The organism is Nostoc sp. (assembly GCF_036917815.1).
Lineage (GTDB): Bacteria > Cyanobacteriota > Cyanobacteriia > Cyanobacteriales > Nostocaceae > Nostoc.
In genome coordinates this window covers 52,175-68,116 of the sequence record NZ_JBALEK010000074.1, presented here as the reverse complement: position 1 = coordinate 68,116, position 15,942 = coordinate 52,175, and the positions used below count along the sequence as shown (strand labels likewise).

The following is a 15,942-nucleotide window of genomic DNA, read 5'->3' as shown; positions in this document are numbered from 1 at the left end:
GATCGCAAAATTTGTATTTATTTGAGATGAACCTCTAAACTTGATCGGTCTAGGGTTCCATTACAACATAACAATTATGTATGCGATCGAAATCAGCGTTTTTACTGACAGACGGATGATTTGTTGTTTGTTGGTGGATTCCTATTCAGTGCGAGTATTTTGATCTGTTGGTCTAAATTCTTTACTAGTTGATTCAGGGCAACCAAAGCTTCTAATTGCTGAGAGTCAAGGCTGGGATTTAGTAAAAGCCGTTCTTGTAGTTCATGTAATTTTAAGCTTAGTTGCTGAGAAATTCCTAAAGCATCGCGCCCCAGACGCGTCAACTGTTGTTGTTGATAAAACTTTAATGCTGCTCCCCGCAAAACTTGCAGTGTTGCTTCTTCGCCGTGGATTCCCGGCATGACTCGCAAGCGTAATAATAAGCGGTTTTTTTGATACACATATTCTTTCTCTACCTGTTTTGGTTCTGCAACTGTGGTGAGAGGCAGGGAAGCAAACCGCTTTAACTCATTCAGTACTCCTTGGAAAACCGAAAGCGGCAGTTTGTCTAATACAGACTGTAAGATTCCGTTGTCACTCCACAGTATACTGCCTTGGTAAGCTTGTCTTTCTAAGTACAGCCGACCAATTCCCCCAGCCAGGATTCGCCCTAGTAATTCTCCTAGTAATTTCTTGGGTGGTAGTGTTGGCAGCATCTCAATAGGACTAAATAGTTCGGGAACTTGCGTAGCCAAAGTAGGTAAATTGTTTGGTGTTGGGGCTTTGGAATTCTCGCCCTGTTGACTTCTAGAAATAGGGGTCAAGAACGTCGTAGTTGGAGATGATCGGTCTAGCTCTGGGATAGGAGGCAAGTCTACCCTCTGCCCAGAATGTTGACGCTTTTGTGTCTGAAACACCATCAATATTGGTTGCTGATTTGATTCCGAGTCGGGATCTAGGAAGGGAACAAGTGTATCAGCAATAGTAGTTGGGCTATTTGTTGGCTGATACACTTGTTTGGTATCAAGCTGGGATGTATTTTTATGGTTGAGGTAGGCTGACAGTATTCTGCGGTGAGCGTCAGCTGCGATCGCCTCAATCGCCATTGTGCAATTGATATAAGACAAAATATGACCAACATAATCTACTGCCTCGCTCTCTTGTGGATGAACCATACCTAGCAAGAGATTTCTGTCTTGTAATCCAAAGGGCAAAATTTGGTGGTAGAGGCAAGCTTCAAAGGACAAAAGACTATCAATCAATTGGAATATTTGTTCGCGATCGCCTCGTTCCTCCCACTTCATTTGAGTGGCAGTTAGTACTTGCTGTCTATTCGCTGCGGTATCATTTGGTTCGCCCTCTGAAGACAACATAGATTTGATTCGTTGGTGTTTACCTATATTTTGCCTCTAATTTAGTAGGTAGTTAATAAAGATACTTTGTTTGATTGTTAATATTTCAAATATATCTACCTAAGTAGATGTAAGTAGAAGATGAATTTTTGATTGGGCATTGGGCATTGATTATTTACCTTGTACCCCTTATCTCCTCCTGCTCCCCACTCCCAACTCCAGCCTACTCCTGAGTTCTTAAAGCTTGGGCGGCAAGATAGATTTTTGTCCATTCGCCTAGCACTTGATGGGTTTTGAGTTTTAAGTGTTCGGCTATTGCTTCTATTGAGTTACCCGCTCTCCGCAAATCTAGGATCTGCCGCCCCAGGGGAGCCAATTTTTCATCAAGTTGCTGCCATTGGTTTTGTGTTAATCCCAAGTTATGTTCTTGCAAGGAAATTGAGAGCCAACTGTCTACGAGTTCTGGTTTACCTTTGAGGGCAAAAACACGCACGGCGTGGTAACTAATTTTTTCTCGCAGACGATATACTTCCCTAGCCTGCTTATTTAATCTGTGGGCAATATCTTCCTGGGACTTACCTTGGAGATACAGTCGTAGCCATTCCACTGCGTCTGTTCCCACATTTTCTTGTAAATAATTTTCAAATTCTTTTTGTACTGACTGGCGCAGCACCTGTTGTTCCTCTAGTTGTTGTGCTTCTTGATATTCTGCGATCGCCTGACTATCGACTAAGTTAACTCGATTGTCAGTGTCGTCTGTCAGAACTTCTTCTGACACTAGTCTAATCAAATCACGGCCTGGCACTTGGGTTAAGCCGCCGCGCTGAGTGCGACGTAAGTAATTTACAAATCGGTAAGCTAATAGGGGTTGATTGCGTACTGGCCGCAGACAATATTCTTCTAGACTGGCAAATAGCAGAGCATCCCTCAATCGTCGATCGGTTGTATATTTGGCAATATCAGCCATTTGCTGTTGCATATAGTTATCACTTTGCAGTAATTCTTGGAGTACTTCTTGCAACACATCCATCACACTGCGCTGGCGATCGCGGCTCAGGGAAACCCAAGTTTGAATCTGATTCCGTAATGTTGCTAAACTTCCCAGTCGCGTTATCAAGTTGCGATAAGCACGGTCTCGCCCCAGCCCCAAGTAGCGTTGACGTAAAATCCTCCAGCGGTATTCCATCGCTTGCTTGGCGATGTTGAGTTCCTTAGGGTTAAACAGATCAAACCGTTTTGAGTCAGATCCCAATAACCAGAGAATAATGCTTTCTTTAGCAGCTTCATTTTGGTCTGGACATTCCACAGCCAAACGCTTTTGCCAATCTAGAGCCAGTTTTTCTACATCTCTTGTCATAGTGAGATTGCATTCCTCGAAACTCAATTTTGAAGTTTGCATCACAACCTCCATTCGTCCCACCTAATTGTTTAACTGGCAGCTGCCTCGGATTTCATGAATTTCATGAAAATAACTCAGTGATTCCACTTTTATTACGTCTTAATTCCCTAGAATTATGCAGAAATTTCTACATTGATGTTTTGCTTGCGATTTCAAAAAACCCGAAAACTATGCATAGCAAGAGTTTGGGTCAATTCTGTTAATTTTAACTTTTTGTAAAGTTATGTTTTTTAACTGAGAACAGAAATCTGCCTAGAGTGGAGAGGATACACCTTTGCACGAGATACATCAGGGAAATCTGACATTTTGTAACAGATACTAGGAACGAATTTAATTTAACTCTATGTCAGACGTTATTTCACCAGTATAAGTTTCAACCTTAAAATGGGCTTAATTCCCTCCTTAAAAAGGAGGGTTAGGAAGGATCAAGCCTTAACTGAACCCTATTGAGTTAAATTTCGTCATCTATTTTGACTTTGTTAAGTATATATACGTGAATTAGTGTTTAAAAAGATGTTTAATTAAATTCCTGGATAAATAGTATCGGTAGAGCTTGGAATCATCCCCAGTATGCCATATTGCGATGTCTACGACGGGCTACGCCTACGCTATTCTAGAGAGTAGGGATTGATGGCAAATTTATCCTTTTTAAACTGGCTTCACCTACAACTACGCCTCTAGCATTGACAACTTAATTTTTAAAACTTTTACATTCCTAAGAATAAATAGTCAACAGTCAATATTGATTTTGACTATTGACTCTGACTGTTATTTTACCTCTGCTTCAAAATTTAACTTACGCAAAATCTAGAATACAGAAAGAATGAAACCCTCAAAAGCTTTAATGAGCAGAAGCCTTACAAAAGACTTCTCTTTAAATTCATTTATGGAGATTCTTCGTTTGAAATTTTGAATTCCCCCACAGGGGGTTGACTCTATCTACTATTCGATGATCTAACAATGGGATTTTCTACAGATTCTCGATACTGTTGGACTTGTTCTGTGTAACCAATTGGCAGAACAGCTTCAACGTTTTCATGGGGACGAGCAATAATCACCCAAGATTCTAGAGTACCGCCATAAACATTCTCTGCGGCTTCAACACCAGCAGCCATAGCAGCTTTTACTTCCGAAACATCGCCACGAATATTAACTGTAAAACGAGCGCTACCTACTCTGATATAACCAACGAGGGTAACTCGACCAGCTTTTAGCATAGCATCTGCTGCTGCTAGCACCGCCGGAAAACCTTTCGTTTCAAGTGCTCCAACTGCCTGTAATGACATTATTAATCTCCTGTATGAATAAACGATATGGGGGCTACAAGTTAATTGTACGAAGCTTCGCTACAGATTTTGATAGCAAAATTTCTTAGAAAATGCGGAAAGGTTCTGATTCTTCAGTGAAATGGATTGGTAATATGGTTTCCACATTTTCCGGGGGATTAGGAACGATGTAGTAGGTGATTACTGTACCAACCTTGACTTCTTCTCCAGCCGCGATTCCGGCTTCAACTGCTCTTTTTACCTCAGCAACGTGTCCCCGGACAGCGACTAACAAGCGAGCGCTTTCGGCTTGACCATAATAGACAATTGTGACTCCAGCAGCTTTGACCATTGCATCTGCTGCTGCTAACACACTAGGAAAACCTAAAGTTTCAATTACGCCAACGGCCATTGGCATGGCATTAGCTCCTGGATTAAAGGATAAGCGATATTAATTGTACGTGGCTTTAGTCCAAATTTTGACATTTTGGGAAAACTTTCTTTGATGTAGAAATTCTGGGGGAGTGGGGAGTTAGGAGTTAGGAGTTGGGAGTTAAAATTTTTTGATCGCGGCTGGGTTATGTTTTATATATTAAAAATAATCCTTCAGCAGATTAGTTTCGGTAATTTTGTTGTTTAACAAAATCAGGGATATGTGGAAGCAAGCTAATATGATAAACTGGAATTTATGTTTCCGAATTTTCTTCCTACAGCAGTTAGGCAACTGACAGAACCTACTTCCATCGCCCTAGCCCAGAGTATTCAAAGAACTGCGATCGCTACTCCTTTAACTAATCAACCAGTTATCACAACTTATGTCAAGCAAGGGTGTGGTGGAACTCCGATTTTATTAATTCATGGCTTTGACAGTTCTGTATTAGAATTTCGGCGGCTTTTGCCACTACTTTCTGGAGATAATGAAACGTGGGCAGTGGATTTGTTGGGTTTTGGGTTTACAGATAGACTATCAGGAATTGCCTATAGCCCAACTGCAATTAAAACCCATCTTTATTATTTCTGGAAAAGTCTGATTAACCAACCTGTAATTTTAGTGGGCGCTTCGATGGGGGGTGCGACGGCAATTGATTTGACGCTGACTTACCCGGAAGTGGTAAAAAAGCTGGTGTTAATTGACAGTGCGGGGTTGGCGGGTGGTTCGCCGTTAAGCAAATTCATGTTTCCCCCGTTGGATTATTTAGCAACTCAATTTTTGAGTCATCTTAAGGTGCGCGATCGCGTTTCCCGCATTGGATACAAAAATCAAACTCTTGCCTCTATCGATGCGCTGAGTTGTGGCGCATTACACCTACAAATGCCGAGTTGGAATCAAGCTTTGATTGCTTTCACTAAAAGTGGTGGTTACAGTGCTTTTAAATTAGAAGATATATCACAAATTGTGCAACAAACGCTAATTTTGTGGGGCGATTCCGATAAGATTTTAGGTACTGAGGATGCCAAAAAGTTTCAAAAGGCAATTTCACATAGTATTCTAGTCTGGATTCAAGATTGTGGTCATCTCCCTCACTTAGAACAACCTCAAATCACCGCGCGGTATATTTTAGACTTTCTAGTTTAAAGATAACCCAACTCTCAATAATTTTTCTGTAACCCTAATCTGGAAAGTTTTTCATCTGTTGCTAATTGCTTCTGTCATATAGCGGTTCCCACTCAGATGCGGTACAAAATTATATCGTAAGGTGTAGGGGCAATTCATGTAGACGCAAAGCGGCTTCCCGCAGGGTATTGCCCCTGCGGGTGTACCTCACGTGAACGAGAACCGCTATGGCGACTATTTTCTCTTTAATCGTGTTACTTTCACAAAATTTTAGATAGCTCTGTAGTTAGAGAGATGTTAAACCTGTCTTACAAAAAGACAGCAGTTTATTAGACATCTCCGAAAAAGAATGTAGAGAGGTAACAATGCTACGTCTCTACAAGACTTTTGGAGAAGGCATATTTAATTTCTGGAAATGTCTATTGTAATGCCCACCCGACAAGCTCCAAAGATTTACACTTGCACTTGGTAATTTAGGTTTAATTCATCTCCTGTTGTTCCCCGGATACCCCAGTTATGTTTTGGAGTTTCTGTAATCGTGATTTCTATATCTACAGGTGCAATTGCAACTTGTTCAGATAAACAGTAAAACAACAATTTAATTAGTTTCTTTTTCGTTTCAATAGTGCGTCCTTCAAACATACTAATCTCAATGATGATGTATTTCTCTGAACGTCCGGCAGGGTAGATGAAATCATCGGGTTCGAGAGGAAAGAAGCGATGGGCACGCTTGTCTTGAGGATATACTAGAGCTTCAACAACACAAGAATGAATTGCGTTAGAAATGGCACTGCGAGAATGACGGATAAATGAAGCAGTCCCATAGATTTTGATTTGTACCATTAATCTTTACCTAACTGATGAACTGACTCTAGTCAAGTAACCACATCTCGTTAGAACTATCAGGATACTCATTTGGTTGATTTTGAGGTTGATTTTGAGCTAGTGTTTCTGATGACCGATGTGATTTTTTGTAATTAAGTGGATTGTAGTGTTCTTTTACGGGTTTTATAGCACTAGTTTCTTTTACCGCTACAGCAAGTTTAGATTTATCTTCTGCTGTTTGTTTTAAGGCATTAATTTCTTCTATAAGCAGAGAGTTTGCTTCTGCAAGTTGTAGTGCTGTCTTTTTAGTTTCGTCAAGTTCTTTTGTCAGCTCTTCTAGTAATGATTTTTGTTCCGATACAAATGTTTTTTGTTTAGATAGTTTGGATTGCAAATCAGCAACTTCTTGTCCAAGAGATGCTGATTTTTTGTGGCTTGTTTCTAGATTAATTGTCAACTCTTTGACGGTTGTTTCTAAATCAGCCTTAGTGTGACTTGTGCGCCTAGCAGAAGTTGGATCAGGTGTCTGTGTCGAAGATTCCTCATCTGATGAAGCCTGTTCTTCTACAACTTTTTCGGCTGTAACTTCGATCGCAGATTCTCCTTCTGAGGGTGTAAATTTTTGTGCCTCTTCTTGTAGTAAGTCAGAGAGACTTTGTTTCCTAGCCATTATTATTTTCTCCAATCACGCTGTAATTCATCAGATGCACGGCGGTAGTCTAATTCCGCCTCCCGTGCATTACTTCCTCGCCATTGAGTGATCGCTACACCCTCAAGTGCCGCTCGTTCATGAGCTTTATAGGCACGAATAAAGGTATTGCAAGTGGGAATACCTAACCGAGTCAGAGTACTTTTTGCTTCTTGTGCTTCTCCCATACTCCGCGTATCAACTTTGGTAAACAGTACCCGATGGGGAGTTCCCGAAGGGATGACGGCTTCCCTGACTGTTTCCACGAGGATTGCTAAATCCATTGCGGCTGGGGGTGTAGGCAAAACTAGATAATCTGCGATCGCAACTACCGCCACTAATGCTTCAGAGCGCAGGGCGGGAGGCGTATCCACCACTACTAAATCGTAACCTGTTATCTTACCTAAATCACCTAAAAGTGTGGGATCGGTTTCTTGAGATAAATCAAATCCCATTCCCTGCTGATTGCGTCCAAACCACCAACTGGCAGAACCTTGAATATCTGCATCAATCAGTAGCACCTTTTTTTTCTTCGCAAAGTTTGCAGCCAGATTGACTGCGGTAGTCGTTTTACCGACTCCTCCTTTACCGTTGAGAATAGCGATGATTTTTGGCACTGCTTTAGCAAGGATTAGGGAGTGGGGAGTGGGGAGTAGGATCAGAAATCTTTTTCATGTTTGGTTGTGGGATTTTTTGATGATGCACTGACTTGGAAGAGTTTTGAGTACTGAGTTAGTCATTACTTATTATTTTTTTTTGCACTCCCTACTACCTACTCCTTACTCCCCCATTCATGAATATACCGCTTTCTGTAACCCTAAATAACATGAAAACTCGTAACAATAAAATTCAGAAGCCATCAACTCTACAAAATTTTATGACAGCAACTTACAATCTGCCTGATGGACCTCAAATGCCGCGCTGGTTGCGGATGATCAAGTTTATTGGTCAGCCTGTGAAATATGTGGATGATTTTGCGAAAATTTATGGTGACACTTTCACAATCAGGAGTAGTCGAGGGGATAATCATCTTGTGTACTTTAGTCAACCCGAAGCGCTTGAGCAGATTTTTACTGCTGATTCCAGCTATTTTGAGGTTGGTAGGGCGAATATAGGACTAAGATTTTTACTTGGCGATCGCTCCTTTATGTTATCAGATGGCGATCGCCACCAGCGCCAACGACAACTATTAGCTCCTCCCTTTCATGGCAAAGAAAAATCCACACATTACCAATACTTTCAGCTATTATTCCCCTTAAAATGCTCACACAATGCTCAAATAGCCTATTTTCAGCGTTTGAGGGGCAATAAAAGGTATAAATTACTACTCAAAAACCATGCTCAAAGGATGCTCAACTTTCCGGGTAAGAATCTACATCTATCTCATGCGTGTCTCAAGCGCCTTTACCTCATCCTGTAACTTACTCTCCCTATCAACAAGTGCATCAAGCTTTGATGTGTCTATGAGGGTGAGTGAGTTCACTGGTTTTCCTAGTCACAGTATACGTTACGGCTTATTTTCTTATTTTTGTGATAAAAATGATTGACGTTCTTTTATTTATATGACATAAATGATATAAGGAATTAGCAGCAAGGGATTTAGGGATTATCGCTTCCATAGCGCTGTTAATGCCAAGTACACACATAAGATGCGATTCTATGCCTAGAGGTGTTCCAAGTAGCGGTACTAGAAAACCAGGTTCAGGGAGGAAAAAAAAGTATACCGATGAAGTAGTACAAAAGTGGGTTCCGATCTCTATCGCTAGCAAGTTAGATGACATCTATCAACTCTTAATTGACCTAGAGAAAGAGGTTGATATGTGGGAAAAAACTTGTGAAGAAAAAAGTACTTCACCGCGTTATGAGCAAGCGCGTAAGCTTGTTTCAACACTCAGAATTCGCCTAGACAGACTAGGGATTGATGCTACAAAAATTTACGCCGATAACCAAGAAAATATTCAGGGAGACAATCATGACAACTAAAGCTAAACGCGAGTCAATTCAAATTGCTGGCATCGAAGTAGAAGTATTTCAAATGCCGAATGGTGAGTACGTGATGAGTCAGAGTCAGGTTGCAGATTCAATTGAAGTTAACCCAGTATTGGCATTACGTTTTTTACAAGAAAATCACCCATAAGCCTTTTCTGACAAGGGTTATTGGAATTACAAAATAGAATCTTTCAAAGATTCTATTGGTCGTGGTGGTAATCGAAAGATTAATGCAGTGTCTATCGAAATTACCTCTAAGTTCTGGCTAGCTCAAGCATTCAAGGATAACGTCAAAGCGCAAGCATTGGTAGCAGCGTGTATGCAAGAAGCTTTACAGCGTCGTTGCGATAGTGCATTCCAAATAACCAAAACTGAACAGCAGTATGAGCAACAATCTATCGTCAACAGAGAAACATGGGAACAATCTAGAGAGTACTGTAAGGATATACATTTTGGCTTGATGCCATACCGTCTACACAAATCTCTCAACTCAGCAATGGTTTTGATTTCGAGTTCTGACCGTGTGAACATAAAATAGAGTTACCCATTTGTAAAAGTGGTATCGGTGGTGATACCAGTCTCGTAAACAGTTCACCACCGATTAAACACTCTAATGTTTCGCTTCCAAAAGATTCAAGCTATATTTACGTTTCTCAACAATGCCTAACCCTAAAGGAACTCCTGAAAATTTAAAACCAATCAAGTCGCAGCGAGAGGAGCCATTGACCGAGAAAATGAATATACGCATGACCAAGGAAATGAAGGAAGAGGTAAAGGCACAAGACGATCCACCTGAATTTTGTAGAGAAGCTATTCAAGAGAAACTGGATAGGAGTAAAGGGAAGTAATAGCCCCGGAAGAGATTAGATTTAAATACCTTAAGGTGGTTAAAACTAATCTGTTCAAGCGGCTGTCAGCGCTATCGAATATTGCTAAGACTTTCAATTGGCATTAGTGAAACTCCTGTCTGTGGATGCCAGGAAGGAGCGTTAATACTCTCAACCATAGAAATACATCATTAACTCAAAACAAAGGCATTATAGGCGATTTTGGCGTGAGTTCTTAATTTTTGTTCAGTCAGCAATGGCTATCTCATACCCTTTGTACAAAAGTGTCAAAAAATCTGTCATTTTAAATGTCATTATTTATGTCACTTTTTTAATACCCACTTAAAATGGGGTGTTGGAAATAGTGACATTTAAAATGACATAAATAATGACACAATAAATGACAGAAAAAATGATACTTTAAAATACAAGGGTATGACCGATATTACGAAAAAAAACCTAGCAATAAAATGCTAGGTATAAAGTGTTGGCAGATAGGGTCTAATACGTCTTGATTTCGTTACGATTTCAAGTTATCTCTGTCCTGAAGTAGCTTGTTGATTAGTTCCTGTTGCTGTTTCATCTGTTCTCTGAGTAAGTCAATCTCTGACTGTTGTTGAGGTACTTCAGGATTAATCCTTCCGGCGAAAATAGCAACATCCTGATAATGCTTGTTAGATACCTGTATGTCGTGACCGCACCAGTTACTAACGAACTTCTCATCAATTCCTAGGTCAAAGACTGCATGGGTGATGAAACTATGCCGTGTGTTGTAGGGTGACAAGTATTTAGTGAGCTTACCTTGCTCGATTAATGTTGGGATAATTCCTTTTTGGCGTGTCTCTTCCCTGCCACGCCAAACAACACTAAAAACAGACCTATCAATTATTTTTCCAAGCTTAGGCTTGAATACAACTTCATTAGGTTCACCCTGTGGGATTGATTTTAAAAGGTTCCATAGTTCACCATCTCTAGGCATGGGAAATGTTCTTTTGTCCTTGCCTGTGAAAACTCCAATTAAAATTATGGGCTATGAACTGCCAGAGGGAACGGCAATAGTCCCCAGTATTTATTTAGCACATCATCGAGAAGAAGTTTACCCACAATCTAAGCAGTTTCAACCAGAACGCTTTTTAGAAAGACAATATTCACCTTATGAATATTTACCCTTTGGTGGCAGTAATCGTCGTTGTATTGGCATGGCATTTGCCCAGTATGAAATGAAAATCGTCTTGGCAACTGTTTTGTTGGAATTTCAAGTATCGCTAGTGAATAAGCGCCCTGTGCGTCCTGTGCGCCGTGGGTTAACTTTAGCCGCACCCGCCGGAATGCGGATGATTGCAACGCCTCAAATTAAGCGGGCTAATACGCCAGTGTAGGTGTAATATCAACTTCCCTTGATTACTTATTAAACCCCAACAACCCCACCATATAAGTACATTGAGGGTGGGGACTTTCCCGACAAGGTTAAAACTGCTGTAAGTTGGTGCGATCGCAGGCAATAAAATTATGATAATTAGCCTCAGAAGAGCCTCTAGATGGCTGTTAATTTTCTCTCTAAGTCAAATAAAAAGCCGTGGATATATTCTTCAGTCCATTCGGCACCATAGAAGCGTTTAAACATCCCTCGTGCTGGGTCTTTTTCAGCCCGATATCGCAGGTATCGCAGTTGGGCTTGCTCAATGGCTACTAAATTTTGGGAATCTGTTACAACTTCTGCTTGGTCTACAAAATCCAGATAAGCTTTCAAATAGTCTTTGAAAGCGGCAAACACCTGAGTTTCTACTACAGCCGTTTCTTGGGGACGAGTCCACAGAAAAGCCGGAGAGAAAAAGGGCTGTGCTTCTTCGGGAAAATCTCCTCCCCAAGACAGATGTTGTTGATGGGCGTGGAAAATGGGCAGAATTGGCTCAGTATATTTTGCCAGATATGCTGGATCATCCCGAAATAGCGGCTGCATATCCAAAGCAATTAGATGTCCTCCTGGTAATGTCACCAGATCCGCCCCAAAAAATGGTAGATCGTAGTTGAGGCGGGGGAAAATCACAAAATTCAGCACTTGCAGCGAATTGCCACCCTGTACGTGAGCTGCACGAATTTGCCGCAATTTTGCAGTTTGAAAAGCATAACTGGTGGTGACAACCTCTTCCTCGTTCTTCCCTTTGCCCACAACAGCACTTTTAGACTCAAACCCAGTGGGGATTGGATAGGGTTGTAAATCCAACCGCGATTGCATGTAGGCGATCGCATAATCGAGAAATGGCTGATAGAGTGTCACGTCGCTTTGCTCCAATTCAAAATTCAAAATTAATAATCCCCCATGCCCCATACTTCTTTACGAGAGGCTGCGCCAACGACTGCGCTCAGTACAAATGCCCCATGCCCATACCAGTCATCTTTTGCCGACACTAACTGCTAAGGGAACTGAATCTTCAAATAAGAATTCATGGAGAAAGCGCTCTGCCCATTCATGACCAAAGTAACTGCTAAACAAACCAGATGCGGGATCGCGGTCTGCACTATATTGGTCATAGTCTTTTTGGGCTTTGACAATCCGTTGGATATCTTCAGGGTCTTGGAGCGGTTGGGCATCTACTAACATTTGCCAATACAAGTTTAAATAATCCTGAAAAGCTTCAAAAACTCGCGTTGACACTGTTTCCGGGTCTGTCTTGGCAAACAATAGGTATTTAGAAAAATACTGATTGGCATCGTAAAACTTCATTTCTAAGTTTTGCGCCAAATCCGGGTATTTCTCATGGAGAGATTTTAGCGGCACTATATATTTGTTCTGATAATCTTCATCCTGAAACAAAGGCTGAAAATCAAGTACAATCAGGTTTTTTACCTTACCAAAGGATAAAAAATCAATCCCTAACAGAGGTAGATCGTAGTGATGACTGGGATAAACCACGCTGTTAAAAATTTGGGCACTTTCCCCGGCATCAATGTAGGTATAGCGAATTTTCCGCAACTCTTGACATTGGTAACACCAACTGCGAATAGTTGCTGGGTTTCTGCCGCGATCGCTAACTTTGAATTCCAAAGCAGGGGGAATAGCCCTACTTTGTAAATCAAACCGATGAAATAGCTCTTTTTCTAAAAATTCTAGGAAAGGCTTATACATAGAGCATTACTTGTTAACCCTTGCATGAAAATAAATGATGTCAATCATGCACGTCTCATTTCTGAGAAACAAAGCAACATTCCTTAATGGGGATTGGGCATGGGGCATCCCTTCTCTACGAGACGCTACGCGAAGGACTTCGCTCAGGGCAAGTGGGCATTGGGTAAAGTCTCAGACTGCAATTACTTTAACCTGTCATAGATGCTACTTAACAATATTCTGTACTTTCAGGCACAAAATTTAGATGCGCTTACTCTGGAGCGATCGCAATCACTCACTATAAAAAGTGATTGGGGACTTCCAAATAAAAAAATACCCAAAAAACTCGACAAAAAACTCTTTCCTCTTATTCCTCTGTGTTCTCTGTGTCTCTGTGGTTCGTTTACTTGGGTAATTTATTTCTTGGAAGTCCCTTGTTTTTAAGCAGTGCGATCGCTCGACAAAAAAGCGATTGTTCCTTGGGTGAGGAGGGGCGATCGCAACCATCAAAAAAGCTTACGCATCTTTCCCGACACCCAAAACGTGCAGCTTGCCATCACCACCAACAGTTGCTTGAACATTCTGAGCACCAAAGCCCATGTTGTGCCACCAAGTGTAGTTATTATCTGATTCATTCCACATCATCCTTCCATTGCAACTCCGCACCATTGGGCGCACCTTGACCGACTAAATCAAATCGATCGCCACCGCGTTTACTGTAAATCGGGGTAACAACCCCACCGCGATTCACCAGTTGCCCACCCTCAAAATCCATCACAGAACTGCCATCCGCCTGCTCATAGATGGCAGATGTCGGATTACCCAGCCCTGAAGCCACCCCATTTAACCCATTAGTTGCACTGGGATTTTTGGCATAATTGTTTGTGTAATAATCCGCGATCGCTCCATACATCAGAAAAACATTCGGCTGCCCCTGAGCGGTTCCAAATGCGACAACACTGCTAGACGGGTTTTGATAAGTACTAATGCCACGGCTGTTGTAGAACAAACGAATTACCCCAGTTCCAAAATAAGAACGAGTTGCCGTCAAGTCAGCACTATCAGGGTTTCCTAGTGCCGTCGCCGAATAGTTTAAGCTGTAGCCCGTCGTGGCACCTTTATCGACATCTGGTGAAAAAATGTAGAGACGTAGCAGTGCTACGTCTCTGGATTACACATATTTAATTTATGGAGATGCCTAATAACTCTCTTTCTTCCTCTACCTTCCCAGCCTCAAGAGCTTTGTCTCTTCATCCTTAAATATGCTGATTATACAGTCTTGGGGTAAAGTACTTCTCTTGTCTCCCCAATCCCCACTCCCCACTAACCCCTAGCATGATTCCGAGCGATCATTTGCTCCAAAACTTCTTGAGAAACACAGCGACGCTCAGAACAATAAGTCATCAAGTTGACACCGTTCATCATTCGTACCGTACTGACCCGAACGCGAAAATCATCCGTAACAAACCAACAACGTTCCTGACCTTGATTATTGTCATAATCAGTATCAATCGTCAGCACACCATCATCAGCAAACCGATACCGACTCACAACCGGAATGCTCTCAACATAGCCTTGGTTGCGGATCAGTTTTCCAGAACGCCTCGTTTCATCGGGAACATCAACCAAAATGGCAGCATTATCGGTATTCGGTAGCCTGGTATCGAGGTTAGCCTGCCATGAAAAGCTAGCACCGCCTGTGGCTTTAGTAGGGTCTATCCCTTGGGCTGTACAAACTTCTTGGACTTTTGGATCATCCTTTTCTATAACTTTAATGATCAAATTCGACTCCCCCGACTCATCCGCCGCCGAGTCAAAATGATGAACGGAACGTTCTGTAAACCATTTGCCCTCACTTTTACGGAAGAAGTCGATCATTGTCAAGGGTGGTATTAGATACATCTGTTTTGAAACCTCGTTTTATCAAATTTTTGGCGTTATTAAATACTGATCCATCAGATGAAGTCCCGATTTAGCTAAAGTGTAGGATAACTCCAAAAGTTATATTTTAATCAGCTGATGACAAATACTGAAATTCAACTTATTACTAGCCATCGCCCCAGTCCAACTCCAGAAATCTTAACAGCCCTCAAAAAAGGAATCCCTCTGGATTGGGTAGATTTGTACCAATTCAATCTGAGGGAAGTCGATTTACGACAAGCTAACTTGAGTAAAGCCAAGCTATTGGGAGCCGATTTAGGCGAGATGGTCTTGAGTAATGCCGATTTGAGTGGGGCTGATTTGCGAGGCGCTAATCTGCGAGGAGCCGATTTGAGTGGGGCTGATTTGCAGGGAGCCTATTTAAACCGTGCTGATCTCCAACAAGCAAATCTCAGTGGCGCAAACTTGGAGGGAGCCAAACTGCAAGTAGCGCGTTATGATTCACAAACGAAATGGCCCCAAGAATATAACTACAAAGCTTCTGGAGCGGTGGGACCGGGTGCTAATCTCAATGGTGCTTTTCTCAACACCGCTTCTTTACGAAACGCAGATTTGCAAGGCGCTAATCTGCGTGGAGCCTACCTGAGTGGCGCTGACTTGACAGGAGCCAATTTGCAAGGTGCGGCATTGAGCGGCGCTGACCTGACGAAAGCTTATTTAACAGGGGCTTGCTTACGGAATGCTCGATTGACAGGAGCCGATTTGCGGGATACAGACCTGCGAGCAGCTGACCTCAGTGATGCAGAGATAGATCATCTTCAAAGTATCGCTGGGGCAGATTTTACTCTTGCCCAAGGACTCACAGAAGCAACTAAAGCTATGCTCTCCAGCCGTCCACATTCAGAACTAGATGTTTGGAATGCCTACACCCGCACAACAACTCGTGAGAGTTTGAGTGCTTGACCAAACTAGTTAGAGATATGAGCTTAGTAAAGATGTGAAATTTCGCGTCTCTCTAACCTCACCAAAATTAATGACACGCCCTAGTAGTCTCTCAAATTTAAATTGATGGGTAA

Annotated in this window: 19 protein-coding genes and 2 pseudogenes; 8 read left to right on the top strand and 13 right to left on the bottom strand. The window is 41.8% G+C overall.

The window, feature by feature from the left end:
* Positions 1–101: 101 nt before the first annotated feature.
* The 4 genes from V7K97_RS23100 to V7K97_RS23085 form a co-directional block, all read right to left on the bottom strand.
* Positions 102–1,352, bottom strand: coding sequence for a pilus assembly protein PilB (locus tag V7K97_RS23100; RefSeq protein ID WP_334803322.1), 1,251 nt, complete (start codon positions 1,350–1,352; stop codon positions 102–104).
* A gap of 202 nt (positions 1,353–1,554) precedes the next feature.
* On the bottom strand, positions 1,555–2,742 hold the full coding sequence (locus V7K97_RS23095; protein WP_334803321.1) for a HetZ-related protein 2: 1,188 nt from the start codon (positions 2,740–2,742) through the stop codon (positions 1,555–1,557).
* Between the two features lie 923 nt (positions 2,743–3,665).
* The gene (locus V7K97_RS23090) at positions 3,666–4,016 is read right to left on the bottom strand and encodes a carbon dioxide-concentrating mechanism protein CcmK (protein ID WP_334803320.1); all 351 of its coding nucleotides are present in this window, start codon (positions 4,014–4,016) and stop codon (positions 3,666–3,668) included.
* An 85-nt stretch (positions 4,017–4,101) separates the two neighbouring features.
* Positions 4,102–4,413, bottom strand: a complete 312-nt coding sequence (locus V7K97_RS23085) for a BMC domain-containing protein (protein WP_292801208.1) — start codon at positions 4,411–4,413, stop codon at positions 4,102–4,104.
* A gap of 270 nt (positions 4,414–4,683) precedes the next feature.
* On the opposite strand from V7K97_RS23085, the gene V7K97_RS23080 reads away from it, so the two are divergent.
* The gene (locus V7K97_RS23080; RefSeq protein ID WP_334803319.1) at positions 4,684–5,571 is read left to right on the top strand and encodes an alpha/beta fold hydrolase; all 888 of its coding nucleotides are present in this window, start codon (positions 4,684–4,686) and stop codon (positions 5,569–5,571) included.
* A 432-nt stretch (positions 5,572–6,003) separates the two neighbouring features.
* Here the strand turns inward: V7K97_RS23080 and V7K97_RS23075 are convergent, their stop codons facing one another.
* The 3 genes from V7K97_RS23075 to V7K97_RS23065 are packed head-to-tail and all read right to left on the bottom strand — an operon-like array spanning position 6,004 to position 7,680.
* Positions 6,004–6,393, bottom strand: coding sequence for a tautomerase family protein (locus V7K97_RS23075; protein ID WP_334803318.1), 390 nt, complete (start codon positions 6,391–6,393; stop codon positions 6,004–6,006).
* A 28-nt stretch (positions 6,394–6,421) separates the two neighbouring features.
* A complete protein-coding gene (locus V7K97_RS23070) occupies positions 6,422–7,045 on the bottom strand; it encodes a hypothetical protein (RefSeq protein WP_334803317.1) in 624 nt (207 codons plus the stop codon).
* Positions 7,046–7,047: 2 nt separating this feature from the next.
* Entirely contained in the window at positions 7,048–7,680 is a 633-nt protein-coding gene (locus tag V7K97_RS23065) for a ParA family protein (protein ID WP_334803316.1), read from the bottom strand.
* 260 nt (positions 7,681–7,940) lie between these two features.
* Between V7K97_RS23065 and V7K97_RS23060 the strand changes: the two are divergent.
* The 5 genes and pseudogenes from V7K97_RS23060 to V7K97_RS23040 all read left to right on the top strand — a co-directional run.
* Positions 7,941–8,276 (top strand): annotated as a pseudogene (locus V7K97_RS23060) (cytochrome P450); the annotation flags it as partial.
* A gap of 446 nt (positions 8,277–8,722) precedes the next feature.
* Positions 8,723–9,046 carry a hypothetical protein gene (locus V7K97_RS23055; protein WP_334803315.1) on the top strand — a complete coding sequence of 108 codons (324 nt, stop codon included), beginning with the start codon at positions 8,723–8,725 and terminating at the stop codon, positions 9,044–9,046.
* Positions 9,036–9,200: a hypothetical protein gene (locus tag V7K97_RS23050; protein ID WP_334803314.1), complete on the top strand. Its 165-nt coding sequence runs from the start codon at positions 9,036–9,038 to the stop codon at positions 9,198–9,200. Before V7K97_RS23055 ends, V7K97_RS23050 begins: the two co-directional genes overlap by 11 nt.
* An 87-nt stretch (positions 9,201–9,287) precedes the next feature.
* Positions 9,288–9,590 carry a hypothetical protein gene (locus V7K97_RS23045; RefSeq protein WP_334803313.1) on the top strand — a complete coding sequence of 101 codons (303 nt, stop codon included), beginning with the start codon at positions 9,288–9,290 and terminating at the stop codon, positions 9,588–9,590.
* Between the two features lie 121 nt (positions 9,591–9,711).
* Complete coding sequence (locus V7K97_RS23040) at positions 9,712–9,900, top strand: hypothetical protein (RefSeq protein ID WP_334803312.1); 189 nt, start codon at positions 9,712–9,714, stop codon at positions 9,898–9,900.
* Positions 9,901–10,399: 499 nt separating this feature from the next.
* Here the strand turns inward: V7K97_RS23040 and V7K97_RS23035 are convergent, their stop codons facing one another.
* Complete coding sequence (locus V7K97_RS23035; protein ID WP_334803311.1) at positions 10,400–10,858, bottom strand: hypothetical protein; 459 nt, start codon at positions 10,856–10,858, stop codon at positions 10,400–10,402.
* Between the two features lie 25 nt (positions 10,859–10,883).
* On the opposite strand from V7K97_RS23035, the pseudogene V7K97_RS23030 reads away from it, so the two are divergent.
* Positions 10,884–11,258: pseudogene (locus tag V7K97_RS23030) on the top strand (cytochrome P450); the annotation flags it as partial.
* Between the two features lie 155 nt (positions 11,259–11,413).
* On the opposite strand, the gene V7K97_RS23025 reads toward V7K97_RS23030, so the two are convergent.
* The 5 genes from V7K97_RS23025 to V7K97_RS23005 form a co-directional block, all read right to left on the bottom strand.
* Positions 11,414–12,157 (bottom strand): phycoerythrobilin:ferredoxin oxidoreductase, encoded by a 744-nt coding sequence (locus V7K97_RS23025; RefSeq protein ID WP_334803348.1) that lies wholly within the window; start codon positions 12,155–12,157, stop codon positions 11,414–11,416.
* 114 nt (positions 12,158–12,271) lie between these two features.
* Positions 12,272–13,006: a 15,16-dihydrobiliverdin:ferredoxin oxidoreductase gene (locus tag V7K97_RS23020; protein ID WP_334803310.1), complete on the bottom strand. Its 735-nt coding sequence runs from the start codon at positions 13,004–13,006 to the stop codon at positions 12,272–12,274.
* 495 nt (positions 13,007–13,501) lie between these two features.
* The gene (locus tag V7K97_RS23015) at positions 13,502–13,630 is read right to left on the bottom strand and encodes a hypothetical protein (RefSeq protein WP_334803309.1); all 129 of its coding nucleotides are present in this window, start codon (positions 13,628–13,630) and stop codon (positions 13,502–13,504) included.
* The gene (locus tag V7K97_RS23010) at positions 13,617–14,036 is read right to left on the bottom strand and encodes a hypothetical protein (protein ID WP_334803308.1); all 420 of its coding nucleotides are present in this window, start codon (positions 14,034–14,036) and stop codon (positions 13,617–13,619) included. The genes V7K97_RS23015 and V7K97_RS23010 overlap by 14 nt, the downstream gene beginning before the upstream one ends.
* 272 nt (positions 14,037–14,308) lie before the next feature.
* Positions 14,309–14,887 carry a phycobiliprotein lyase gene (locus V7K97_RS23005; protein WP_334803307.1) on the bottom strand — a complete coding sequence of 193 codons (579 nt, stop codon included), beginning with the start codon at positions 14,885–14,887 and terminating at the stop codon, positions 14,309–14,311.
* A gap of 117 nt (positions 14,888–15,004) precedes the next feature.
* Between V7K97_RS23005 and V7K97_RS23000 the strand changes: the two genes are divergently transcribed.
* A complete protein-coding gene (locus V7K97_RS23000) occupies positions 15,005–15,829 on the top strand; it encodes a pentapeptide repeat-containing protein (RefSeq protein ID WP_334803306.1) in 825 nt (274 codons plus the stop codon).
* The last annotated feature ends 113 nt before the right edge of the window (positions 15,830–15,942 follow it).

Coding starts and splice junctions, on each gene's coding strand:
- V7K97_RS23100 (WP_334803322.1), bottom strand. CDS start 1,352: ATGTTGTCTTCAGAGGGCGAACCAAATGATACCGCAGCGAATAGACAG.
- V7K97_RS23095 (WP_334803321.1), bottom strand. CDS start 2,742: ATGGAGGTTGTGATGCAAACTTCAAAATTGAGTTTCGAGGAATGCAAT.
- V7K97_RS23090 (WP_334803320.1), bottom strand. CDS start 4,016: ATGTCATTACAGGCAGTTGGAGCACTTGAAACGAAAGGTTTTCCGGCG.
- V7K97_RS23085 (WP_292801208.1), bottom strand. CDS start 4,413: ATGCCAATGGCCGTTGGCGTAATTGAAACTTTAGGTTTTCCTAGTGTG.
- V7K97_RS23080 (WP_334803319.1), top strand. CDS start 4,684: ATGTTTCCGAATTTTCTTCCTACAGCAGTTAGGCAACTGACAGAACCT.
- V7K97_RS23075 (WP_334803318.1), bottom strand. CDS start 6,393: ATGGTACAAATCAAAATCTATGGGACTGCTTCATTTATCCGTCATTCT.
- V7K97_RS23070 (WP_334803317.1), bottom strand. CDS start 7,045: ATGGCTAGGAAACAAAGTCTCTCTGACTTACTACAAGAAGAGGCACAA.
- V7K97_RS23055 (WP_334803315.1), top strand. CDS start 8,723: ATGCCTAGAGGTGTTCCAAGTAGCGGTACTAGAAAACCAGGTTCAGGG.
- V7K97_RS23050 (WP_334803314.1), top strand. CDS start 9,036: ATGACAACTAAAGCTAAACGCGAGTCAATTCAAATTGCTGGCATCGAA.
- V7K97_RS23040 (WP_334803312.1), top strand. CDS start 9,712: ATGCCTAACCCTAAAGGAACTCCTGAAAATTTAAAACCAATCAAGTCG.
- V7K97_RS23035 (WP_334803311.1), bottom strand. CDS start 10,858: ATGCCTAGAGATGGTGAACTATGGAACCTTTTAAAATCAATCCCACAG.
- V7K97_RS23020 (WP_334803310.1), bottom strand. CDS start 13,006: ATGTATAAGCCTTTCCTAGAATTTTTAGAAAAAGAGCTATTTCATCGG.
- V7K97_RS23015 (WP_334803309.1), bottom strand. CDS start 13,630: ATGATGTGGAATGAATCAGATAATAACTACACTTGGTGGCACAACATG.
- V7K97_RS23005 (WP_334803307.1), bottom strand. CDS start 14,887: ATGTATCTAATACCACCCTTGACAATGATCGACTTCTTCCGTAAAAGT.
- V7K97_RS23000 (WP_334803306.1), top strand. CDS start 15,005: ATGACAAATACTGAAATTCAACTTATTACTAGCCATCGCCCCAGTCCA.